Below are 22,873 nucleotides of genomic sequence, written 5' to 3' on the forward strand. Positions count from 1 at the left end.
GGCGAATTCCGATCGGTTGTCTCGCGTTACAGGGGTAGCGGACATGGTCTTGGCGGCGTTCACTGTTCATTTCACGTTCAGCACCGATGCGTTACAACGCCGACCATGAAAACGCTTCGCTCCCACTTCCGAACCGCGACACTGGCGCTCTGTGCTGGCGGGCTGTTTGCGTCGCAGGCGATGGCGACACCGGTCATCACGCCGGACCGGGCCGACCCGATCGTATTGGCGGCGTCCGATTGCTACGCCATCGGGCAACAGGTGGCCGAGCAGAATGGCGGAACGCTGGCCAAGGCCTCGCAATCGACTCGCGGCGGCCAGCCGGTTTGCGTCATCGTCGTGCTCGTGCCGGGCAAGGATGGGCAGCGTCCGCGCCGTTCCGAAATCGTCGTGCCGCAGAACTGACCCAATCTTTCATCTTACAGGCCTTCGTTTCCCAGGCCGCCGGAATCGGCCTATATCTGCCCTAGCTCTTCAACAGGTATCGATCTCCGCATGCGCGTACTCGTCGTCGAGGATGACAAGGATCTCAACCGGCAGATATCGGACGCGCTGGTCGACGCCGGCTATGTCGTCGACCGCGCCTTCGATGGCGAGGAGGGCCATTTCCTCGGCGACACCGAACCCTACGATGCCGTCGTGCTCGACATCGGCCTGCCGCAGATGGACGGCATCAGCGTCGTCGAGCGCTGGCGTCGCGGCGGCCGCAAGATGCCGGTGCTGATCCTGACGGCGCGCGACCGCTGGAGCGACAAGGTCTCCGGCATCGACGCCGGTGCCGATGACTATGTCACCAAGCCGTTCCACATCGAGGAGGTGCTGGCGAGGCTCAGGGCCCTGATCCGGCGTGCCGCCGGCCATGCCTCGTCCGAACTGACCTGCGGGCCGCTGCGGCTCGACACCAAGGCCTCGAAGGCCGATGTCGACGGCGTGCCGCTGAAGCTGACCTCGCACGAATTCCGCCTGCTTGCCTATCTGATGCACCATATGGGCGAGGTCGTCTCGCGGACCGAACTGGTCGAACATCTCTACGATCAGGATTTCGACCGCGATTCCAACACCATCGAGGTCTTTGTCGGGCGGCTGCGCAAGAAGATGGGCATCGACATGATCGAAACCGTGCGCGGCATGGGCTACCGCATGCGTGAGCCGGAGGCGTAACTCGGAACCGCTCAAACAAACCGCAAGGACGCCGCTGTCGCTGCGTTTGTGGCCGCGTTCGCTGACGTTCCGCGTGATCGCCTTTTCCACGGTGTGGGCGATCGTGACCCTTGTCATCATCTTCACCCTGATCACCACGCTCTACCGCCAGGCCAGCGAGCGCGGCTTCGACAGCCTGCTTTCGGCGCATCTGTTCAACCTGATCGGCTCCATCGGCATTTCCGACAGCGGTGCGCTCACGGGTGCTCCCGATCTCGGCGACCTCCGGTTCTCGGAGCCGAATTCGGGCTGGTATTGGTCGGTTGAGCCAGCCTCGGAAGGCGTGCACGGAGATCTTCATTCGTCGTCGATGACCAAGACGATCCCGTCGCCGAGCGTTGCCGATGTGCCTTTCAACTCCAGCTTCCAGCGCAGCTATCCGACCGAAGGCATTGGCGGCGAGCAGCTCGAAGTGTTCGAGAGCGAATTCGTTCTCGACTCCAAGAACCGCGCCGCGCGCTTCCGCGTCATGGGCAACCAGAGCGAACTCGAACAGGAAATCTCGACCTTCCAGCGCCGCCTGCTGACTTATCTCAGCCTGTTCGGCGTCGGCATGATCGCCATCAACGCGATCGCCATCCTGCTCGGCCTGCAGCCGCTGCGCCGGGTCAGGAACGCACTTGCCATGGTGCGCGAGGGCACCGCGCACAGGCTCGATGGTCGGTTCCCGGCCGAGATCGAACCGCTTGCCAACGAGACCAATGCGCTGATCGAAAACAACCGGCGCATCGTCGAGCGGTCGCGAACCCAGGTCGGCAATCTCGCCCATTCGCTGAAGACGCCGCTGGCGGTGCTGCTCAATGAGGGCCGGGCGCTTGGCGGCGCCAAGGGGCAGCTGATTGCCGAACAGGCCGCTTCGATGCAGAAGCAGGTCGAGCACTATCTGCAGCGCGCCCGTGTCGCGGCGCAACGCGACAGCGTCGTCTACCGCACGCAGGTGACGCCGCTGGTGCAACGCATGGTGCGGGTTTTGCAGAAGCTCAATCCACAGACCAACCTGTCGCTGACCCTGCCGGCTACCGAGGTCGTCTTCGCCGGCGAGCGCGAAGATCTCGAGGAGTTGCTGGGCAATCTGCTCGAAAACGCGATGAAATGGGCCAGGAGCGCGGTGCAGGTGTCGGTCGTGCCTTTGACCGGCAAGGACGACACGGCCAGCCTGTTTGAGATCAGCATCGAGGATGACGGCCCGGGCATTCCCGAGGACAAGGCGCGCGAGGCGATGAAGCGCGGACGGCGGCTGGACGAGACGAAGCCTGGAACAGGTCTGGGACTGGCCATTGTCGCCGACCTCGTCAACGAGTATGGAGGCGTCCTGGCACTCGAACGGTCCGGCATGGGCGGATTGAAGGCGGTGGTGCGATTGCGGAGCCTTCAATGATGCTTTCCGAGGGCCAATCGACATCGATGGACGGGGCATGTTATGGCGGCATGTCGATTGGTCATGGATCGGCCGGCCGCGGCCAAATTTCCGACAAATATCAATACTATGGCCACACCCACTTCTCCGATGACGCGGCCCCCGGCTCATCCATGGCAGGCTCCAACTCAAGAAAACCGGTTGTTGGCATGAAGATTCGCGTCGCACTTGTTTCCGCATTGCTGGCCGTCTCCGGCTGCACCACCTTGAGCGGCAAGGGTCCCACCGTCGCCCCGACGCCGGCCTCGACGCCTCCTTCCAGCGGCAAGGTCACGACGACGATCATTTCGGCGATGGACGGCGGCCTGGTCGGCGGCTCGATCGGCAACGGCCTGAGCGAGACCGAGAAGCGCAGTGCGCTCGAGGCGGAATACAAGGCGCTCGAATACACGACCAGTGGCCAGAAAGTGGCATGGAAGGGCGACCAGGCTTCGCATTATGGCGAGGTGGTTCCGGGCCAGCCCTACCGCGTCGGCTCGCAGGACTGCCGCCAGTATACGCAGACGGTGTTTACCGGCGGAGCCGGCGTGACGGCGCGCGGAACCGCCTGCCGCAACGGCGACGGCAGCTGGACGCCGCTGACCTGACAATCGACCGGGTTCGGCCGGTATCCGGCCGGTTGATGTCGATCAAGGACATGCGGCGCGCCTGCCGTCAAAGCGTCGCAGGACACTTGTGTTGGCACGGCAGGGCTCTGCCGTTATTGGAAGAACCATGCTGTTCTGGGTCATAGCCGCAATTCTCACGCTCGGTGCAAGCCTGGCGGTGCTGCTGCCGCTGGCCGCCAGCTCGAAGAGTGCGTCGTCGGCCGGCGATCACGATCTGGAAGTCTATCGCGATCAGTTGTCCGAACTCGACCGCGACGCCGCGCGTGGCTTGATCCAGCCGGCGGAAGCGACCGAGGCCCGCGCCGAGATCGCTCGCCGCATCCTTCGCCTCGACAATGCGGCAGCGGCCGGCAAGGCCTCCGTCAGACAGACGTCGGTCGCGGCAAGGCTGGTGGCAACCGCGGCCGTGCTCGCGGTACCGCTAGTCAGCTGGGGTCTCTACAGCCAGCTCGGCTCTCCTGAGCTGCCGTCGCAGCCGCTCAGTGAGCGGCTGGCCAGGAATCCGGCCGACAGTTCGGTCGACGAATTGGTGGCGCGGGCCGAAGCCCATCTTGCCGCCAATCCTTCCGACGGCAGGGGATGGGATGTGCTCGCACCCGTCTATCTGCGCATGCAGCGCTTTTCCGATGCGGCAGCGGCCTATCGCAATGCCATTCGCCTCGATGGCGACAGCGCGATCCGCCGGGCCGGCCTTGGCGAGGCGATCGCCAATGCTGCAGGCGGCATTGTCTCGGCCGATGCCCAGGATGCTTTTGAGGCGTCCTTGAAGCTCGATCCGGCCAATGCCAAAGCCAGCTTCTACCTGGCCATGGCGCTGGCACAGGAAGGCCGCGGCAAAGAAGCGGTTGCGGCCTGGCAGGCGATGCTGGGCAAGCTGCCGCCGGATTCGCCATGGCGCGGTGCGGTCGAGCAGGCGCTGGCCAAATCCGGCAGCCCCGAAGTCGCTTCCGGCAGCGCCACCAACGGTCCCGATGCCGGCGATGTCGACGCCGCATCCTCGATGTCTCCCACGGACAGGGAGGCCATGATCAACACCATGGTCGCCGGCCTCGACGACAAATTGCGGCAAAATCCGCGCGACCCGGAAGGATGGATGCGGCTCGTTCGTTCCTATGTCGTGCTGGGCAAGGCCGACCAGGCGCGTGACGCGCTGGGTCGCGCTATAGCCGTCTTTGGAGCCGACAGTGACGAAGCCAAGAAATTCACCGCCTTTGCCGCCTCGCTTGGCCTGACGGCGACGGAGTAGACCTTGATATGACGCGCAAGCAGAAACGACTCTCGGTGATCGCGGGCGGTCTGGCCTTCCTGGGCGCCGCCACCGGGCTGACCTTTTACGCGCTTGGCCAGAAGGCGTCCTATTTCTACATGCCGGCCGACCTCACCACCGCCAGCGTCCAGCCCGGCCAGCGCATCAGGCTGGGCGGGCTGGTCGAAAAAGGCACCATCCAGCGCGGGCAGGGGACGACAGTCGCCTTTTCGGTCACCGACACGCACAAATCGGTCAAGGTCACCTATACCGGCATCTTGCCGGACCTTTTCCGCGAAGAGCAGGGCGTCATCACCGAAGGCACCTTCGGCCCGGACGGCGTCTTCGTTGCCGACAGTGTGTTGGCCAAGCATGATGAGCGCTACATGCCCAAGGAGGTGGCCGACGGATTGAAGGCCAAGGGCGTCTGGCAGGAGAGCAAGAGTGAATAACTCCGGCAGGAGATCAAAAGTGGATTGCGGCCATGGTTGAAACCGGACATTTCGCCCTGGTTCTGGCGTTTGCGCTTTCGCTGGTGCAGACCATCGTGCCGCTGTTTGGCGCGCGCCTGAACAACCAGCGCCTGATGGCGGTCGGCGGCCCGGTCGCGGTGACCGGCTTTGCCTTGACGGCGCTGTCCTTCGCAGCACTTGCGAGCGCCTATGCAAGCTCCGACTTCTCGGTGGCGAGTGTGTGGGAAAACTCGCATTCGCTGCAACCGTTGATCTACAAGATCACCGGAACCTGGGGCAATCACGAAGGCTCGATGCTGCTCTGGGTGCTGATCCTGACCTTCTTCGGTGCGCTTGTCGCCGCTTTCGGGTCGAACCTGCCGGCAACGCTGCGCGCCAATGTGCTTGCCGTGCAGGGCGCGATCGGCGCCGCCTTCTTCCTGTTCATCCTGGCGACGTCCAATCCGTTCATCCGGCTCAATCCGGCGCCGATCGAAGGCCGTGATCTCAACCCGATCCTGCAGGACCTCGGCCTCGCCATTCACCCGCCGTTTCTCTATCTCGGTTATGTCGGCTTCTCGATCTGCTTTTCCTTCTCGGTCGCGGCCCTCATCGAAGGGCGCATCGATGCGTCCTGGGCGCGCTGGGTGCGGCCGTGGACGCTGGTCGCCTGGATGTTCCTGACCGGAGGCATCGCCATGGGATCGTACTGGGCCTATTACGAGCTCGGCTGGGGCGGTTTCTGGTTCTGGGACCCGGTCGAGAACGCCTCCTTCATGCCGTGGCTGGCGGGCACCGCACTGCTGCATTCGGCCATCGTCATGGAAAAGCGCTCGGCGCTGAAGATCTGGACGCTGCTGCTCGCCATCCTGACCTTTTCGCTGTCGCTGCTCGGCACCTTCCTGGTGCGCTCCGGCGTGTTGACCTCCGTCCACGCCTTCGCCACCGACCCGACGCGCGGCGTCTTCATCCTGTGCATCCTGACGCTGTTCATCGGCGGCTCGCTGGCGCTGTTTGCGCTGCGCGCTTCCCGGCTGACGGCCGGTGGCCTGTTCCATCCGATTTCGCGCGAGGGCGCGCTCGTTCTCAACAATCTGTTCCTGACCACCGCGACCGCGACCGTCCTCGTCGGCACCCTCTATCCGCTTGCTGTCGAAGCCTTTTCTGCCGACAAGATTTCGGTAGGCGCGCCATTCTTCAACCTGACGTTCGGACCGCTGATGGTGCCGCTGCTGGTGATGGTTCCGTTCGGGCCACTGCTGGCCTGGAAGCGCGGCGATGTCTTTGCCGTTGCGCAGCGCCTCATGGTGGCGTTCGCCGCAGCCCTTCTGGCGACGCTGGTCACCGCTTTGTTCATCGACGGCGCCTCGGTGTTCGCAGCTCTTGGCGTTGGCCTCGCCGTCTGGCTGATCCTTGGCGCGCTCACCGATCTCGCGGTCAAGTCAGGCTTCGGCAATGTTGCGGCGGGGACCATGGTCAGGCGCTTGCTCGGCTTGCCGCGCTCGGTTTTCGGCACTGCTTTCGCTCACCTTGGCCTCGGTCTGACCACGCTAGGCATCGTCGGCACGCTTTGCTTCGGCACCGAAAAGATCCTGTCGATGCATGCCGGCGAGACCGTCGAACTGTCCGGCCACACGCTGCGTTTCGTCGGGCTTTATCCTGCCCAGGGTCCGAACTACAGCGAGGACCGTGGCCGTTTCGAGCTGATCGGCGTCAGCGGCAGTGCAATTGGCGAAATCGACTCCGCCAAGCGTTTCTATCCGGTGCGGCAGATGACGACGACGGAGTCCGGCATCAGGACGATAGGTCTCTCCCAGCTCTACATCTCGCTCGGCGACGAGGGCAATGATGGCTCGGTCGTGGTGCGCCTGTGGTGGAAGCCGCTGGTGACGTTGATCTGGGGCGGCGGCCTGATGATGATGGCGGGCGCGGCCATGTCGCTGATGGACAGGCGACTGCGTGTCGGCGCGCCCTCTCGCCGGCGCAAGCAGGTGAGCGCCGTGCCGTCCGCGGGCCTGCCATGAGCGCCCGGCTTTCGCTGACCTCGATCGTCCTGCTGCTGGCGCTGCTCTTCGCCGGCGCTGCACAGGCGGTGAAGCCCGACGAGATGCTGGCCGATCCGGCGCTCGAGGCGAGGGCCCGGGCGCTGTCGGAAGGCCTGCGCTGCATGGTCTGCCAGAATCAGTCGATTGACGAATCCGACGCCGATCTCGCCCGCGACCTGCGCATCCTCGTGCGCCAGCGCCTCGTTGCCGGCGATACCGATCAGCAGGTGATGGATTATGTCGTGTCGCGTTACGGCGAGTTCGTGCTGTTGAAGCCGCGCTTCGAGCTGCGCAATGCCTTGCTGTGGGGCACACCTGTCGTGCTGCTGTTCGTTGGCGGCATTTTCATTGTGATGACCGCGCGATCGCGTCGCACCCTGGCAACAAAAGCCCTGTCCGCCGAAGAACAGGCATCGTTGGACGCCATTTTGCGCCGCGACTGAGGGCGACGGTCACCCCAAACATTACCAAAGTTTCATGTGTCGGAAATGGCGCCGTAATGTGCGCCTCTCTAATTCTCTTTTCCCGAGGATGCCGATTAAACGCGTCCATTTGAAAGAGGATAAGAAACCGATGAATATTGCCCCCAATTCATATTCCGTCACCCGCAAGCGTCTCATGGCTGCCGTCGCGTCCATCGCTGTTGCCGGTGCGATCGGCGTTGGCGCGCTGACGACTGGAACAGGGCCTGTTCTGGCCGATGCCGTGCGTGTCGAGGCACCGCAGGTGCCGGGCTTCGCCGATGTCGTCGAGCGCGTCTCTCCCGCCGTTGTCAGCGTCAAGGTCAAGGCCAAGATCAGCCCGGCGGCAGACGACGGCTCCGACCAGTCCGACGATCCGGACGGCATGAACAACCTGCCCGACAATCCGCAGCTGCGCCGCTTCTTCAAGGAATTCCGTGGCTTTGGTGACCAGAACGGCCAGGGTGGCGGTAATCGCCGGTTCAGCCATCGCGACCACAACAACGACCAGCCGCGGCCGGTGGCGCAGGGTTCCGGCTTCTTCATCTCCGATGACGGCTATCTCGTCACCAACAACCACGTCGTCGAGGAAGGCTCGGCGTTCACGGTGGTGATGAATGACGGCAAGGAACTCGACGCCAAGCTGATTGGCACCGACCCGCGCACCGATCTCGCCGTGCTCAAGGTCGACGGCGTCGGCAAGTTCACCTATGTCGACTTCGCGGATGACTCCAAGGTCCGCGTGGGCGACTGGGTGGTGGCCGTCGGCAATCCGTTCGGTCTCGGCGGCACGGTCACGGCAGGCATCGTCTCGGCCCGGGGCCGCGACATTGGCGCTGGCCCCTATGACGACTTCATCCAGATCGACGCCTCGGTCAATCGCGGCAATTCGGGCGGCCCGACCTTCAATCTCAACGGTCAGGTCGTCGGCATCAACACCGCGATCTTCTCGCCTTCCGGCGGCAGCGTCGGCATCGCCTTCGACATTCCCGCTTCGACCGCCAAGCAGGTGGTGCAGGATCTGATGAAGAGCGGTTCCGTACAGCGTGGCTGGCTCGGTGTCGAAATCCAGCCGGTTACCTCCGACATCGCCGAATCACTGGGCCTGAAGTCGCAGAATGGGGCTCTGGTTTCGAGCGCCCAGGACGATGGTCCGGGAAAGAAGGCCGGCATCACCGCTGGTGACGTGATCACCCAGGTCGACGGCAAGGACGTTGCTTCGCCGAAGGAACTGGCCCGGCTGATCGGCGCCTACTCGCCCGGCAAGTCGGTCGACGTCACGGTGTGGCGCGACGGCAAGAGCCAGACGGTCAAGGTCGACCTCGGCAAACTGCCCTCGAGCGACAAGCAGGCATCAGTCGACCAGCAGCAGCCCGCCGCTCCGGCCAAGCCCGACTCGCTGGCCGATCTCGGTCTGACCGTCACCAAGTCCGAAAACGGCAAGGGGCTGGTGGTGACCGATGTCGATCCCGACAGCGATGCCGCCGACCGCGGCATCCAGCCGGGTGACGTCATCACCGCTGTCAATTCGGCCGAAGTGAACGGCACCGACGACGTCACCAAGGCGATGACCGAAGCGGCGAAGGCCGGACGCAAGGCCGTGCTGATGCAGATCACCCGCGACGACAACAATCGTTTCGTCGCGCTGCCTGTCGCCAAGGGCTGAGGTACGGCTCCGGAGCGTTCTTGCCTCTCCAGGCGGATGAGGACGCTCCGGCGGCAGGTTCGACTTTTCCAGTGCGGCGATTTCAAACACCCCCGAGCCGCCGCGCGGGAAAGCAAGGAGGAGCGCGCGTTAGTCAGTCATCGTGCTCTCCCCCGGCGGCAGCGGGCTTCCCATCGCCCGCTGCCGCACACGCTGGCATGTCATCAAAAAGCGTTTGAGCGGTCTTGGCGCACGACATCGGGGACAAGGACTTTATCGCGCACGGCTTCGGATAATCTTCATCGCGATGCGCTTTGGCAAAGGCCACAATGCAGATGTCTGCCACTCAACCTTCCAGCGAAATCGCGTATAACAGTCCTATGAAGATTCTCGTCATAGAAGACGACCGCGAGGCTGCGGATTACTTGCAGAAAGCCTTCACCGAGGCCGGTCACACCGCGCATGTCGCCGGTGATGGCGAAACCGGCTTCGCGCTCGCCGATGCCGGTGACTACGACGTGATGGTCATCGACCGGATGATGCCGCGCCGCGACGGCCTGTCGGTGATCGCTGGTCTCAGGTCCAGGGGCAACACGACGCCGGTGCTGATCCTGTCGGCGCTCGGCGAAGTCGACGACCGGGTCACCGGCCTGCGTGCCGGCGGCGACGATTATCTGACCAAGCCCTATGCCTTCTCCGAACTTTTGGCTCGTGTCGAGGTGCTGAACCGGCGCGCCAGCGCCAAGGAAGCTGAAACCGTCTACCGCGTCGGCGATCTCGAACTCGACAGGCTGTCGCATTCAGTCCGCCGCGCGGCGCGCGAGATTACGCTGCAGCCGCGCGAATTCCGCCTGCTGGAGTATCTGATGCGCCATGCCGGCCAGGTGGTGACGCGCACCATGCTGCTGGAAAATGTCTGGGACTACCATTTCGATCCGCAGACCAATGTCATCGACGTCCATGTTTCGCGGCTGCGCGGCAAGATCGAAAAGGGCTTCGACAAGTCCATCCTGCATACGGTTCGTGGCGCCGGCTATATGCTGAAGAGCGGCTAGCAGCAGCATGGCTCTTTCCGTGCCAGCCATCATGAAGACGACGGCAGCGCGGCTTTCGGCGCTCTACCTCCTGCTCTTCGCGCTTTGCGCCGTGGCGCTCGTCTTCTACATGACCTCGCTGTCGGCGCGCATGCTGACCGCACAGACGCAGGAGACCATCAACGACGAGGTGCTCGGCCTTGCTCGCGCCTATCAGCGCGGTGGCCTGCCGGTGCTGGTCCGTGTTGTCGAGGCGCGCTCGCGCCAGCCGGGTGCAAACCTCTATCTGATCGCCGATGCCAACGGCCAGATCCTGACCGGCAATGTGCAGAGCCTGGAGCCGGGCGTCCTCGAAACCGAAGGCTGGACCAACAGCCCGTTCTCCTATCAGCGGTTTGGCGAGGGAGAACTCGAGCGGCAGCGCAATCTGCCGGCGGACCAGAGCACCACCCAATCCGACCAGAACGAACCGCAGGCGCAAGGCGAAAAGGGCCACAACGCCATCGCGCTGGTGCTTCGGCTGCCGAACCAGATGATCATGCTGGTCGGCCGCGACCTTGGCGAGCCGGAGCGGTTCCGCGCCGTCATCCGCCGCGCCCTGATGCTGGCGCTCGGCATGATGGGGCTTGGCGGACTGCTGATCTGGTTCTTTGTCGGCCGCGCGGCGCTGAAGCGCATCGACAGCGTGTCGGAAGCAAGCCGCCGCATCATGGGCGGCGATCTTTCCGGCCGGTTGCCGGTGACCGGCGCCGGGGACGAGTTCGACCGGCTCTCCGAAAATCTCAATGCCATGCTGGCCAGGATCGCCACGCTCAACGAAGGCCTGAAACAGGTTTCCGACAACATCGCGCATGATTTGAAGACGCCGTTGACCCGACTGCGCAACCGGGCCGAAGCGACGCTTTCCGGCAAGCACAAGCCCACCGACTACCGCCAGGCGCTGGAAGGCACCATTGCCGAGTCCGACCAGCTCATAAAAACCTTCAACGCCATCCTGATGATCTCCCGGCTGGAGGCAGGCTACTCCTCCGAAAACACCAACCGCGTCGATCTTGCGGAAGCCGTGCGCGATGTCGTTGAACTCTACGAACCGGTGGCGGAAGAGGCAGGCGTCTCGCTGGAGACAGACGTGCGGGAGGCAGCCTTCGTCAACGGCAACCGCGAACTGATCGGCCAGGCACTGTCGAACATCGTCGACAACGCCATCAAATATTCGACCGACGCCAGTGCCCAGCCGGCCGTGCGCGTGGCTGTCGAGCGCGTCGGCACGGACGTGCGGCTGTCTGTCGTCGACAATGGCCATGGCATTCCCGACGATGGCGACCGGGCCCGCGCGACGGAGCGTTTCGTGCGGCTGGAAAAGAGCCGTTCGCAGCCGGGTTCCGGTCTTGGCCTGAGCCTCGCAAAGGCGGTAATGACATTCCACAATGGCCGGCTTGATCTCTTGCCTGGCAATCCCGGATTATCCGTGGTCATGAGTTTCCCCTTATGGGAGGATCACTGATGAGCGCGGCTGCGAAGCAGGTGGAGACGGATTGGCTGCTGAAGCCGGTTGCCAGGCCTGCTCCGCTGGACGAAAACCGGGCGCGACAAGAGCTGACCGAGATCGCTTCCGCGGCGCGGGAAGAAGGGCTGGCGCGGCTGGCCAAATTCCTGGCCGGCAAGGGGTCAGGCCAGGATTTCCTGGCGGCGGTCTTCGATCTGTCGCCGTTCCTGCGCCATACGGCACGTCGCCGGCCGCAGATTTTGGACGGCCTGTTCGAGCAGACGGTCGAGGTGCGGCTGAAAGCGATTGGCGGCGCCATCGACCAGGCGCATTTGGCCGAGGCGGTCTCGGAATCCGGCCTGATGATGGACCTGCGCCAGTGGAAGGCCGAGGCGCATTTCCTAATCGCGCTGGCCGATCTTGCCGGCGAAGCCGAAACGGCGCTGACGGTACGGCGGTTGAGCGATCTCGCCGACGCTTGCGCCCGTGCTGCCGTCGACTTCCTGCTGCGCGACGCGCATGGCCAGGGCAAGCTCAAGCTGCCGGATCTCGACAATCCGTCGAAGCAATCGGGTTGGATCCTGCTCGGCATGGGCAAGCTTGGCGCGCACGAGCTGAATTTCTCCTCCGACATCGATCTTGTCGTCTTCTTCGATCCGGAAGCGCCCGCCGTCGTCGATCCGCTTGATGCCACAGAGCTGTTTTCACGCCTGACGCGCCGCCTGGTGCGCATCCTGCAGGACCGCACCGAGCACGGTTATGTCTTCCGCACCGATCTGAGGTTGCGCCCCGATCCCGGTTCGACACCGCTGGCGATCCCGGTCGAGGCCGCGTTGCGCTACTATGAGGCGCGTGGCCAGAACTGGGAGCGCGCCGCGATGATCAAGGCGCGTCCGGTGGCCGGTGATCTCGCCGCGGGGGCGGCCTTTCTCAAGGAGCTCCAGCCCTATATCTGGCGCAAATACATGGACTACGCGGCGATTGCCGACGTCCATTCAATCAAGCGCCAGATCCACGCCCACAAGGGCCATGGCGAGATCGCCGTGAAGGGTCACAACGTCAAGCTCGGGCGCGGCGGCATCCGCGAGATCGAGTTCTTCGTCCAGACCCAGCAACTCATCGCCGGCGGCCGTTTCCCGGAACTGCGCGGGCGCGAGACCGTGCCGATGCTCGGCCAGCTTGCGGCACGCAACTGGATCACATCAGACGCGCGCGACGCGCTGGCTCGTCAATACTGGTTCCTGCGGCGTGTCGAACATGCCGTGCAGATGGTTGCCGACGAGCAGACGCATACGCTGCCGGAAGACGATGAAGGGCTGGAGCGTATCGCCCGCATGCTCGGCTTTGCCGATGCGGCTGCCTTTTCCCAGGCGTTCCGCGCCTCGCTGCAACAGGTCGAACGCCACTACGCAGCACTGTTCGAAACCGCGCCGGAGCTTTCGACGGGCATCGGCAATCTGGTCTTCACCGGCGATGTCGACGATCCCGATACGTTGCAGACATTGCACGGCCTCGGCTTTCAGCGGCCGAGCGACATCTGCCGCGTCATCCGCGGCTGGCATTTCGGCCGCTATCGCGTCACCCAGTCGGCGGAAGCACGCGAGCGGCTGACGGAACTGACGCCGGCGCTGCTGCGGTCTTTCGGCCAGACGCGCCGGGCGGACGAAGCCTTGCTGCGCTTCGACGAGTTTCTCGCCGGCCTGCCGGCCGGCATCCAGCTGTTTTCCCTGCTGCAGTCCAATCCGGCCCTGTTGAAGCTTCTGGCGACGATCATGGGTGCGGCACCCCGGCTGGCGGCGATCATCACGCGCCGGCCGCATGTCTTCGATGGTCTGCTCGACCCGGCCCTGCTGACCGAACTGCCGGACCGAGCCTATCTGTCGGCGCGGCTTTCCGCCTTTGTCGAGGGGGATCGGCTTTACGAGGACGTACTCGACCGGCTGCGCATTTTCGCCTCCGAACAAAAGTTCCTTATCGGCGTCCGGCTGCTGGCCGGTTCGATCGATCCGGCTCGTGCCGGCCGCGCCTTTTCCGATCTGGCGGACCTCACCATCGAGGCGGCGTTGCAGGCGGTGACCGCCGAATTCGCGGCACGCCACGGCACGATTGCCGGCGGCGTGGTTTCCCTGCTCGGCATGGGCAAGCTCGGCAGCCGCGAGCTGACCGCCGGATCGGACGTCGACCTCATCCTGCTCTACGACCACGCGGCGGATGCAGAGGAATCCGATGGCGACAAGCCGCTGGCGCCTTCGCATTACTACACTCGCATGACGCAGCGGCTGATCGCGGCCGTGTCCGCGCCGACGGCGGAAGGCGTGCTCTACGAACTCGACCTGCGCCTGCGGCCATCCGGCAACAAGGGCCCGGTCGCCACCCACATCGATGCCTTCAAGAAGTACCAGCGCCAGGAGGCCTGGACGTGGGAGCACATGGCGCTGGTGCGGGCCCGCGCCATTGCCGGCGACGCCGGCCTGTGCAGCGAGGTTGAGGCGGAAGTGGCGGCAGTGCTTGGCCAGCCGCGCGAGGCGGCAAAAGTGATGGCCGAGGCCTCGGATATGCGCGCCATGATCGCAAAGGAAAAGCCGCCGCGCGACCTGTGGGACATCAAGCTGATCCCCGGCGGCCTGATCGATCTCGAATTCATCGCCCAGGTGGCCGTTCTCACCGCGCATGTCGAAGCCGGGCCGCGTGCCCTGGCCGTGCCAATTGCACGTGCCCCGGCCGTGCCAATTGCACGTGCGACCGGCACGGCGGAGATCCTGTCGCGCCTGGCGCCGGGCTTCGCCGATGCCGGTGTCAGGCAGGAGCTTGGCGATGCCTATGCGCTCTATCTGGCGCTGACCCAGATGACGCGGCTGTGCCTCACCGGGGCCTTCGAGCGCGACGATGTCCCGCCGGGGCTTTCGGATCTGCTTCTGGCGGTCACCGACCTGCCGGATTTCGGTGTGCTGGAAGCACACCTCAAGGAGACGTCGCAAAAGGTCAGGAAGGATTTTGACCTTTTGCTTCGTGCCGGACGATCGTGAATCCGTTGTCCGGCCGCATCGGGGGTGACGATGCAACAGGAGAAAGACCATGAGAACAACGACCAAACTTGCCCTTGCCTTCGTCGCCTTGGCCGGCGCCGTCGGCACCACGGCCTACGCCGAAAACAATGCCAGCGAAAAAATGCGCGAGGGCACGATGATGCGCCTCAGCAAGGCAATCCGCGATTCCAACGGCACCATCACCTTCGATCAGTTTTCCGGCGCCATGAACGCGCGGCTGAAGAAGCTCGTCGCCGACAATGGTGGCAAGCTGACCGTTGCCCAGGTCGCCGACGCGCTGGAGAAGGCGCGTTTTGAGCAGATGGCCAAGCGCATCATTGCCCGCTACGACACCAGGGGCGATGGCACGCTGACATCAGACGACATCACCAGTCGCCAGAAGAAGGTCTTCGCCATCCTCGACAGGAACAATGACGGCAAGATCGAAAAGAGCGAACTGCCGAAGGGCGGCCGATTTGGTCGTCATCACCAATGGGGTGGTGACGGCAACGACGGCGAAGACATGCAGTGAGGTTGTCGACGCAGGTTCCGGCGACTCAGCCGGAGCCTGTGGTTGCTAAGCCGCGACCTTGATCGCCGGTGCGGCCTTCTTGACCGGAATGCGCACCGACACGATCGTGCCGACACCTTCGGTCGAACGGATCTTCAGCGCGCCACCCTGGAGCTCCGCCAGCGAGCGCGAGATGGCGAGGCCAAGGCCGGACCCGGCATGGCTCTTGGAGAACTGGTTCTGCACCTGTTCGAAGGGACGGCCGAGCTTGCCGAGCGCATCCTTCGGGATGCCGCAGCCATTGTCCTCGATGGTCAGCACCAGCGCGCCGGAGGTGTTGCGGGCCCTGACTGATATATGGCCTCCCTGGCCGGTGAATTTCACCGCGTTCGACAAGAGATTGATGACGATCTGCTTGATCGCACGGCGATCGGCGAACAGCGTCAGCGCGTCGGCGATGCGCGTTTCCACGGTGATCGCCTTTTGCGCCGCCTGAAGCGAGACGACGCGAACCGTCTCGCTGATCAGCGGGCCGAGGTCGATCTGTTCCTGGTCGAGCGAGAACTGGCCAGCCTCGATCTTGGACATGTCGAGAATGTCGTTGATGACGCCCAGAAGATATTTGCCGCTGCTGTTGATGTCGGTGGCATATTCCTCGTAGCGCTCCGACCCCAGCGGACCGAACAGGCCCTGTTCCATCAGTTCGGAGAAGCCGATGATGGCGTTCAGCGGCGTGCGCAATTCGTGTGACATGTTGGCCAGGAATTCGGACTTTGCCCGGTTCGCCGCTTCGGCGCGTTCGGTTTCCTTCATGTATTTGCGGTTCAGGTCGACCAGTTCGCGCGACCGCTCTTCTTCTGCCCGGCGGGCGAGGCTCAGATCATGGATCGTCGCCATCAGCCGGCGCTCGCTGTCGACCAGCTTCTCCTGGTGCAGCTTGATCTGGGTGATGTCGGAGCCGACCGAGACGATGCCGCCGTCCCGGGTCTTCAGTTCGTTGACCTGCAGCCAGCGACCGTCGGCCAGCTGCCGCTCGAAGGTGGCGCCGCCCTGCAGTCCGCTGGTGTGGGCAAGCCGCCGTTCGGAAGCAAAGGCCAGCATCCGTTCTTCCAGCACAGCGCGCGCGGTGCCCGGCATCACGTCGCGGTCCGAAAGTCCATTGTCCTGCTGGTATTTGGAATTGCACATGATCAGACGCTGGGCCGAATCCCACAGCACGAAGGATTCGTTGATGTTTTCGATCGCCGTTCTGAGGCGAAGGTCGGCCGCCTCGGAACGCAGCGCCAGATGGCGCTGTTCGGTGACGTCGACGGCGATGCCGATCAGCTGGATCTCCGGCGCTTCCGGATCGATGACTTGGGCCCGTGCACGCATCCATACCCATTGGCCGTCGGCATGCCGCATGCGGAACACCTGGTCGATATGGTCGATCTCGCGGGCAACGATCCTGTTGGCGAGCTGGAACAGGTCGCCGTCCTCGGGATGGATGATCTCGTCGACCTCGCCGAAGGACAGCATCGTGTCGCAGGGCTTGTAGCCGAGCATGTCGTACATCGAGCGCGACCAGTACATCTTGCCGCGCACCATGTCCCAGTCCCACAGGCCGCAGCGGCCGCGGACCAGCGCCATGTCGATGCGCTGATGCGCTTCGAGGTAGATGCGATCGGCAGCCTGCGCCCGTGCCGCCTGGCCGAAATAGGCGTAGAGGATGATGATCAGCACGCTGGCCGTCAGCACGAACAGGGTGACGTTCAGCGAGACGGTCTTGCGCCAGGCGTCGAAAACCGCGTCCTGCGGTACCAGGGCTGCCGCGGCACCCTTTCGCCCATTCGCCAGGCTGACCGCCGCATACCAGTCCTGTCCGCCGATGTTGACCTCCATGACCCCGGCACGGTCGCCGAACATGAACAAGGGCTGCCCGCCCTCGACGAGGCCGTCGAGCAAATGGCCTTGCCATGGCATCGAGCGCGGCGTCACCGCGACGATCTTGAAGGCGCTGTCGGTGATGACGAGCACATGGCTGCGGCCCATCGCGCCCTGGCGGCTGGTGGTCTCCAGCAGATCCTGGACGGCGCCCGGCACCGTGTCCGAAGTGGTGGCGAGCGAACTCGCCAGCTGACCCGCCGCCAGCGTGAGGATCGCCTTGGCGTTGCGCTCGACATCGTCGCGCTCGTTCATCAGCGACAGGACCCGCAGCGCCGCGATGACGATCAGGAAGGTGATGATGAGGGCCGGTATCGATCGGCGCAGCAGCGGTTCGGCGGCCAGAAGCCGCCGGTAGGCCGGCTCGGCGATGAGCCGCGCATTGCCGGCAAGGCCATCGCTTCGCGTCTCGCGATGCGCAAAAGCCTTCCCTCCGGGCGCGCCCCACGCGTCCGCCTTCGCCATAAATGGCACTCCCCGAATTTGCCTATGCTGCTTGATCCGGCAAACGCCGCACATCCGAATCGTCAGTAAAGAATCAAAGGTGATTCGCCTTGTCCAGTGGCCCGGCGAAAAAAGATTAAAAATCGACTAAAATAATGCTGAAACGGCCGTTCCCGGACAAGAGTGCACGCCTACGCCAGCGTGCGCTCGACAATATCCCTCAGATCCGCCGACAGGTTCTCGGCATTGGCGATCGAAAGCAGCGCTTCCCTGGCCTTGGCTTGCCGGCCAGGTTCGAGCGAGCGCCACGATCTGAGTGCCGTTGCCAGCCTTGCCGCCACTTGCGGGTTGCGCTTTTCGACCTCGAGCACGGTCTGCGAGAAGAACCGGTAGCCCTCGCCGTCGGCACGGTGGAAGCCGGTCTGGTTGGCGCTGGAGAAGGTGCCGATCAGCGAGCGCACCCGGTTGGGATTGCCCATCGAGAAGGCCGGATGGCCGGTCAGGGCGCGCACAGTATCCACGGTCCGCGGCCCGGGCACGCTGGCCTGGATCTGGAACCATTTGTCCATGACCAGCGGGTCGGCCCCATAAGTCGTCTCGAAAGCCGCCAGCGCCTGGATAGCCTCGGGAGAACCGTGGTGGCGATAGGCAAGCACGGCAAGTGCTGCCGCGCGGTCGGTCATGTTGGTCGCCGACTGGAAATGCCTGACGGCCAGTGCCGCTCCGCCCGGCAGCAGCGAGAGATAGTCCAGCAGGGTGTTGCGCAAGGCGCGTCGTCCGGCGCTCGCCGCATCCGGACTGAACGCGGCCCTGTCGGCAAGGCGGTCGTAGAGGTCGGCAAAAATATCCCGGTTGGCCGTGGCGATCGCCAGGGCAAGCGCTTCGCGGGCAGCGTAGATGGCGTCGGGGTCGATGTTCCTGCCGATGTCGCGGGCAATGTCGGCTTCGCCGGGCAGCGCCAGCGCCAGCGCCCGGTAGGCCGGTTCCAGCGCCTCATCGCCGGCGATGCTGCCGGCGAGTTCGGTCAGCCGCGCAGCGAAAACTGGCTGCTTGCCGCCGAGGATCTCGCGGAAGGCGGCGATCAGCGCATCGGTCAAGATCGTGTTGAAGGCCTGCCAGCGCGAGAAGGCGTCGCTGTCATGGCGGGCGAGGAAGAACTGGTCGTCCGCCTTCTGCTCTACGGACAGCGTCACCGGTGCCGAAAAGCCGCGGTTGAGCGACACCGCCGGGCGTTCGGCAACACCTGAAAACCGCACCATGTGGCGGCGCTTGCGGACATGGATGACGCCGTCCTCGACGACAGCGCCCTCGACGCTGGTATAGTCGACCGGCTTGCCGCCAGCGCCGATCAGGCCGAAGGCGAGCGGGATGTGCATCAGCCGCTTGCGGCTTTCGGAAGGTGTCGGCGGCACCGACTGCTCGATTTCGAGTGTGAATTCCTGCGACGCCGGATTGTGCGTCGAACTGATGGTCAGGTTGGGCGTGCCGGCCTGATGGTACCAGAGCGCGAACTGCGACAGGTCGCGGCCGGACGCATCCTCGAACACCTTGATGAAATCCTCGATCGTCGCCGCGTCGCCGTCGTGCCGCTCGAAATAGAGGTCCATGCCGGCGCGAAAGGCATCGGTCCCGAGAATGGTGCGGATCATGCGCACCACTTCGGACCCCTTTTCGTAGACCGTTGCCGTGTAGAAATTGTTGATCTCGCGGTAGCGTCGTGGCCGCACCGGATGCGCCAGCGGGCCCTGGTCCTCAGGAAACTGGTGGGCGCGCAGCGTGCGCACTTCGGCGATGCGCTTGACCGCCCGCGAGCGCTGGTCGGCGGAGAATTCGTGGTCACGGAAAACCGTCAGGCCTTCCTTCAGGCAGAGCTGGAACCAGTCGCGGCAAGTGATTCTGTTGCCTGTCCAATTGTGGAAATACTCATGCGCGATGATCGCCTCGATATTGGCGAAATCGGCATCCGTCGCGGTCTCCTGATCGGCCAGCACATATTTGTCGTTGAAGATGTTGAGGCCCTTGTTCTCCATCGCGCCCATGTTGAAGTCGGACACCGCGACGATGTTGAAGACGTCAAGATCGTATTCGCGGCCAAACGCCTCCTCGTCCCATTTCATCGACCGCTTCAGGGCGTCCATCGCGTAGCCGGCCAGCGTCTCCTTGCCGGGCTCGACATAGATGCCGAGCTCGACCGTGCGGCCGGATAGGGTGACGAAACTGTCGGCGAGCTGGCCGAGATTGCCGGCCACCAGCGCGAACAGGTAGGACGGCTTGGGGAAGGGATCGTGCCATCTGGCATAGTGCCAGCCATCGCCGAGGTCGCCCGTGTCGACCGGGTTGCCGTTGGACAGAAGCAGCGGTGCCTCCTCGCGCAGGGCCTCGATCCGCACCGTGTAAACGGACAGGATGTCGGGCCGATCGAGGAAATAGGTGATGCGGCGAAAGCCCTCGGCCTCGCACTGCGTGCAGTAGACATGGTTCGAGCGGTAGAGGCCCATCAGGGCTTCGTTGCCTGCCGGCGCCAGCTCGGTCTCGATGAGCAACTGGAAGCGACGCGCCGCCGGCGGCTTGAGGATGGTCAGCTGGTCAGGCGTCGCCAGTATATCGGCCGGTTTCGCTTTCTTGCCGCCGATCTCGATGCGCTTGAGCGTCAGCCCGTCGCCGTCGAGCACCAACGGAGCCGACGCGGATACGCCGTCACGGCGCTCGACCGTGAGCACCGCGGTGACGCGGGTTGCATCTGGCGAAAGGCGGAAGGTGAGGTCGGTTTGCGGAATGAGGTAGTCGTTGGGGCGGTAGTCCTCGAGCTTGAAGACCTGGCCGGTGTCCGTGCGCATTCCGTGGGTTTTCCTGTCGATCGCGTTGGTGGCGGATGTTTCCGCTGGTCCAAGAAGTTTGAAGTCCGCGCTCTTTACACGAAACGGCCCCTCGACAAAACTGAGCCAATGCCTATTTCAGGCGTTCCTCCTCCAGGCATCATCACGAGGCATCCATGACCGTCGTCACGCCGAAATTCGGGATGGGCGCATCCGTGCTGCGGCGCGAGGATGCAGCCTTCATCCAGGGACAGGGCCGCTATACCGACGACATCCAGCCTGCCGGCGTCCTGCATGGCTATGTCCTGCGCTCGCCGGTCGCCAAGGCCAGCTTCACCATCGGTTCGACGGAGGCGGCCAAGGCAGCGCCCGGTGTGCATCTGGTGCTGACCGGCAAGGACCTTGCCCATCTCGGCGATCTCAGGTCCGGTGTCATGCAGCAACAGCCGGACGGCACCAAGGCGCCGACCCGCGACATTCCGATCCTGTGCCGTGACCGCGTCAACTATGTCGGCGACGCCGTTGCCTTCGTCGTCGCCGACAGCCGCGCTTTGGCGCAGGATGCCGTCGAACTGATCGACGTCGATTATGACAGCGAAGATGCTGCGTCCGGAACGGCGACGGCGCTTGCCGAAGGAACGCCGCTGGTCTGGCCGGAACTCGGCTCCAACCGGGCCTTCAGCTATCACATCGGCGACAAGAAGAAGACGGACGCGGCTTTCGCCAGGGCCGCCCATGTCACCCGCATTGAATTCGTCAACAACCGGCTGGTCTGCAACTACATGGAGCCGCGCTCGGCGATCGGCGAGTGGAACGTTGAGGAGAGCCGCTTCGTGCTGACCACGGGGTCGCAGGGCGTGCATTCCATGCAGTACATCCTCGCCAGCCTGTTCAAGATCAAGAAGGGCCAGCTGCGCGTCATCACCCCGGATGTCGGTGGCGGTTTCGGGCCGAAGAGCTTCGTCTACCGGGAATACCCGCTGGTGCTCGAAGCGGCGAAGCGGCTAGGCCGTCCGGTGAAACGGGCGGGCGACCGCACCGAACATTTCCTGACCGATGCACAAGGCCGCGACAATGTCGTGGCGGCCGAGATGGCGCTGGACAAGGATGGCCGCTTCCTTGGCATGAAAGTGGACCTGCTCGCCAATATGGGCGCCTATGTCTCGCAATACGGCCCCTATATTCCGTATATCGGCGTCACCATGTCGACCGGCGTCTACGATATCCAGGCGCTCGATGTTTCGGTCACCGGCCTCTACACCAACACCTGCCCGGTCGATGCCTATCGCGGCGCCGGCCGGCCGGAAGCGGCGTTCCTGCTGGAAAAGCTTGTCGACGCCTGCGCCCACGATCTTGGCCTGCCCGTCGAAGAGATCCGCCGCCGCAATTTCATCCGGCCCGAGCAATTTCCCTACCGAACCCAGACCGGCCGTCTCTACGACAATGGCGAGTTCGAAGGGCATATGGACCGCGCCATTGAACAGTCCGAATGGAAGGCGTTTCCGCAGCGGCTGTCGCAGTCGAAGGCCACCGGAAAGATCCGCGGCCTCGGCATGGCGACCTATATCGAGGCCTGCGCCTTCCCGGGCTCCGAGCCGGCCTTCGTCGAGCTCAACGGCGACGGCACGGTGACGTTGAAGATCGGCACCCAGACCAACGGCCAGGGGCACGCCACCGCCTATGCGCAATTCCTGTCCGAAAAACTCAATCTGGATATCGACAAGATCCATGTCCGCCAGGGCGACACCGACGAATTGAAGGCCGGCGGCGGCACCGGCGGCTCGCGCTCCATTCCGCTCGGCGGTGTTTCCGCGTCGCGCGCCGGTGAGGACCTGGCCAACAAGATCAAGCGCATCGCCGCCGACGAGCTGGAGGCTTCGGCCGGCGACATCGAACTGTCTGATGGCGTTGCCCGCATCGTCGGCACCGATCGCACGATCGATTTTTCCGCCATCGCCAAGGCCGCCAGGACGCCGGACGATCTCAAAGGGTTCGGCGAGTTCGTCCAGGACGAGTGCACCTATCCCAACGGCACCCATATCTGCGAGGTCGAGATCGATCCCGACACCGGCGCCACCGACATCGTCCGCTACACCATCGTCGACGATTTCGGCGTCACCGTGAACCCGATCCTGCTCGCCGGTCAGGTGCATGGCGGCGTGGTGCAAGGCATTGGCCAGGCGCTGACCGAGGACACCATCTATAGCGAAGACGGACAGCTGCTGACGGCGAGCTTCATGGACTACGCCATGCCGCGCGCCGACAATTTCCCGTTCTTCCATTTCGAGACCTGCAACGTGCCTTCGACCACCAATGCGCTCGGCATCAAGGGAGCGGGCGAAGCCGGCACCATCGGCTCGACACCGGCAGCACTCAATGCGGTGACTGACGCACTCTGGCGCGCTTATGGCATCCGCCACATCGACATGCCCGCAACACCGGCGCGCATCTGGGCAACGATCCGGGAAGCGGCTAGACCATGATCCCGAAAAGTGGGAACCGGTTTTCGGAAAAGATCATGGTCAGACAAGTAAACAGAGATCCATTCCGATCATATCG

16 protein-coding genes are annotated in these 22,873 nt (G+C 64.0%); 14 read left to right on the plus strand and 2 right to left on the minus strand.

What is annotated here, in order from left to right:
* Positions 1-105: 105 nt before the first annotated feature.
* The 13 genes from ACFSOZ_RS35630 (at position 106) to ACFSOZ_RS35690 (ending at position 15,152) form a co-directional block, all read left to right on the plus strand.
* The gene (locus ACFSOZ_RS35630) at positions 106-405 is read left to right on the plus strand and encodes a hypothetical protein (RefSeq protein WP_379106031.1); all 300 of its coding nucleotides are present in this window, start codon (positions 106-108) and stop codon (positions 403-405) included.
* Positions 406-495: 90 nt separating this feature from the next.
* The gene (locus ACFSOZ_RS35635) at positions 496-1,161 is read left to right on the plus strand and encodes a response regulator transcription factor (protein ID WP_023812809.1); all 666 of its coding nucleotides are present in this window, start codon (positions 496-498) and stop codon (positions 1,159-1,161) included.
* A complete protein-coding gene (locus tag ACFSOZ_RS35640; RefSeq protein ID WP_379106033.1) occupies positions 1,145-2,578 on the plus strand; it encodes an ATP-binding protein in 1,434 nt (477 codons plus the stop codon). Before ACFSOZ_RS35635 ends, ACFSOZ_RS35640 begins: the two co-directional genes overlap by 17 nt.
* Positions 2,579-2,766: 188 nt before the next feature.
* Positions 2,767-3,204: a hypothetical protein gene (locus tag ACFSOZ_RS35645; protein ID WP_379106035.1), complete on the plus strand. Its 438-nt coding sequence runs from the start codon at positions 2,767-2,769 to the stop codon at positions 3,202-3,204.
* Positions 3,205-3,331: 127 nt separating this feature from the next.
* Entirely contained in the window at positions 3,332-4,471 is a 1,140-nt protein-coding gene (ccmI, locus tag ACFSOZ_RS35650) for a c-type cytochrome biogenesis protein CcmI (RefSeq protein WP_379106037.1), read from the plus strand.
* 8 nt (positions 4,472-4,479) lie between these two features.
* Positions 4,480-4,923, plus strand: a complete 444-nt coding sequence (gene ccmE, locus ACFSOZ_RS35655) for a cytochrome c maturation protein CcmE (RefSeq protein WP_379106038.1) — start codon at positions 4,480-4,482, stop codon at positions 4,921-4,923.
* A 32-nt stretch (positions 4,924-4,955) separates the two neighbouring features.
* Positions 4,956-6,947, plus strand: coding sequence for a heme lyase CcmF/NrfE family subunit (locus ACFSOZ_RS35660; protein WP_379106040.1), 1,992 nt, complete (start codon positions 4,956-4,958; stop codon positions 6,945-6,947).
* The gene (locus ACFSOZ_RS35665; protein ID WP_379106042.1) at positions 6,944-7,411 is read left to right on the plus strand and encodes a cytochrome c-type biogenesis protein; all 468 of its coding nucleotides are present in this window, start codon (positions 6,944-6,946) and stop codon (positions 7,409-7,411) included. The genes ACFSOZ_RS35660 and ACFSOZ_RS35665 overlap by 4 nt, the downstream gene beginning before the upstream one ends.
* A 130-nt stretch (positions 7,412-7,541) precedes the next feature.
* Positions 7,542-9,095, plus strand: a complete 1,554-nt coding sequence (locus ACFSOZ_RS35670) for a Do family serine endopeptidase (RefSeq protein WP_379106043.1) — start codon at positions 7,542-7,544, stop codon at positions 9,093-9,095.
* 359 nt (positions 9,096-9,454) lie between these two features.
* Entirely contained in the window at positions 9,455-10,129 is a 675-nt protein-coding gene (locus ACFSOZ_RS35675) for a response regulator transcription factor (protein ID WP_379106045.1), read from the plus strand.
* 7 nt (positions 10,130-10,136) lie between these two features.
* Complete coding sequence (locus tag ACFSOZ_RS35680; RefSeq protein WP_379106047.1) at positions 10,137-11,612, plus strand: sensor histidine kinase; 1,476 nt, start codon at positions 10,137-10,139, stop codon at positions 11,610-11,612.
* A complete protein-coding gene (locus ACFSOZ_RS35685) occupies positions 11,612-14,620 on the plus strand; it encodes a bifunctional [glutamine synthetase] adenylyltransferase/[glutamine synthetase]-adenylyl-L-tyrosine phosphorylase (RefSeq protein ID WP_379106049.1) in 3,009 nt (1,002 codons plus the stop codon). Before ACFSOZ_RS35680 ends, ACFSOZ_RS35685 begins: the two co-directional genes overlap by 1 nt.
* Positions 14,621-14,669: 49 nt before the next feature.
* On the plus strand, positions 14,670-15,152 hold the full coding sequence (locus tag ACFSOZ_RS35690; protein WP_379106051.1) for an EF-hand domain-containing protein: 483 nt from the start codon (positions 14,670-14,672) through the stop codon (positions 15,150-15,152).
* A gap of 45 nt (positions 15,153-15,197) precedes the next feature.
* Here the strand turns inward: ACFSOZ_RS35690 and ACFSOZ_RS35695 are convergent, their stop codons facing one another.
* Positions 15,198-17,519, minus strand: a complete 2,322-nt coding sequence (locus ACFSOZ_RS35695) for a PAS domain-containing sensor histidine kinase (RefSeq protein ID WP_379106053.1) — start codon at positions 17,517-17,519, stop codon at positions 15,198-15,200.
* A gap of 170 nt (positions 17,520-17,689) precedes the next feature.
* Positions 17,690-20,335: an aminopeptidase N gene (pepN, locus tag ACFSOZ_RS35700; protein ID WP_379106056.1), complete on the minus strand. Its 2,646-nt coding sequence runs from the start codon at positions 20,333-20,335 to the stop codon at positions 17,690-17,692.
* A gap of 155 nt (positions 20,336-20,490) precedes the next feature.
* Between pepN and ACFSOZ_RS35705 the strand changes: the two genes are divergently transcribed.
* Positions 20,491-22,797, plus strand: a complete 2,307-nt coding sequence (locus ACFSOZ_RS35705; RefSeq protein WP_379106058.1) for a xanthine dehydrogenase family protein molybdopterin-binding subunit — start codon at positions 20,491-20,493, stop codon at positions 22,795-22,797.
* Positions 22,798-22,873 lie beyond the last annotated feature (76 nt).

It is taken from the genome of Mesorhizobium newzealandense, assembly GCF_042682145.1.
In the GTDB taxonomy this organism is placed as follows: domain Bacteria; phylum Pseudomonadota; class Alphaproteobacteria; order Rhizobiales; family Rhizobiaceae; genus Mesorhizobium; species Mesorhizobium newzealandense.

Excerpts from the sequence above, each read along its gene's own strand:
- ACFSOZ_RS35670 (WP_379106043.1), top strand. The coding sequence starts at position 7,542 with ATGAATATTGCCCCCAATTCATATTCCGTCACCCGCAAGCGTCTCATG.
- ACFSOZ_RS35660 (WP_379106040.1), top strand. The coding sequence starts at position 4,956 with ATGGTTGAAACCGGACATTTCGCCCTGGTTCTGGCGTTTGCGCTTTCG.
- ccmI (WP_379106037.1), top strand. The coding sequence starts at position 3,332 with ATGCTGTTCTGGGTCATAGCCGCAATTCTCACGCTCGGTGCAAGCCTG.
- ACFSOZ_RS35630 (WP_379106031.1), top strand. The coding sequence starts at position 106 with ATGAAAACGCTTCGCTCCCACTTCCGAACCGCGACACTGGCGCTCTGT.
- ACFSOZ_RS35705 (WP_379106058.1), top strand. The coding sequence starts at position 20,491 with ATGACCGTCGTCACGCCGAAATTCGGGATGGGCGCATCCGTGCTGCGG.
- pepN (WP_379106056.1), bottom strand. The coding sequence starts at position 20,335 with ATGCGCACGGACACCGGCCAGGTCTTCAAGCTCGAGGACTACCGCCCC.
- ccmE (WP_379106038.1), top strand. The coding sequence starts at position 4,480 with ATGACGCGCAAGCAGAAACGACTCTCGGTGATCGCGGGCGGTCTGGCC.
- ACFSOZ_RS35680 (WP_379106047.1), top strand. The coding sequence starts at position 10,137 with ATGGCTCTTTCCGTGCCAGCCATCATGAAGACGACGGCAGCGCGGCTT.
- ACFSOZ_RS35685 (WP_379106049.1), top strand. The coding sequence starts at position 11,612 with ATGAGCGCGGCTGCGAAGCAGGTGGAGACGGATTGGCTGCTGAAGCCG.
- ACFSOZ_RS35645 (WP_379106035.1), top strand. The coding sequence starts at position 2,767 with ATGAAGATTCGCGTCGCACTTGTTTCCGCATTGCTGGCCGTCTCCGGC.
- ACFSOZ_RS35635 (WP_023812809.1), top strand. The coding sequence starts at position 496 with ATGCGCGTACTCGTCGTCGAGGATGACAAGGATCTCAACCGGCAGATA.
- ACFSOZ_RS35675 (WP_379106045.1), top strand. The coding sequence starts at position 9,455 with ATGAAGATTCTCGTCATAGAAGACGACCGCGAGGCTGCGGATTACTTG.
- ACFSOZ_RS35695 (WP_379106053.1), bottom strand. The coding sequence starts at position 17,519 with ATGGCGAAGGCGGACGCGTGGGGCGCGCCCGGAGGGAAGGCTTTTGCG.
- ACFSOZ_RS35690 (WP_379106051.1), top strand. The coding sequence starts at position 14,670 with ATGAGAACAACGACCAAACTTGCCCTTGCCTTCGTCGCCTTGGCCGGC.
- ACFSOZ_RS35665 (WP_379106042.1), top strand. The coding sequence starts at position 6,944 with ATGAGCGCCCGGCTTTCGCTGACCTCGATCGTCCTGCTGCTGGCGCTG.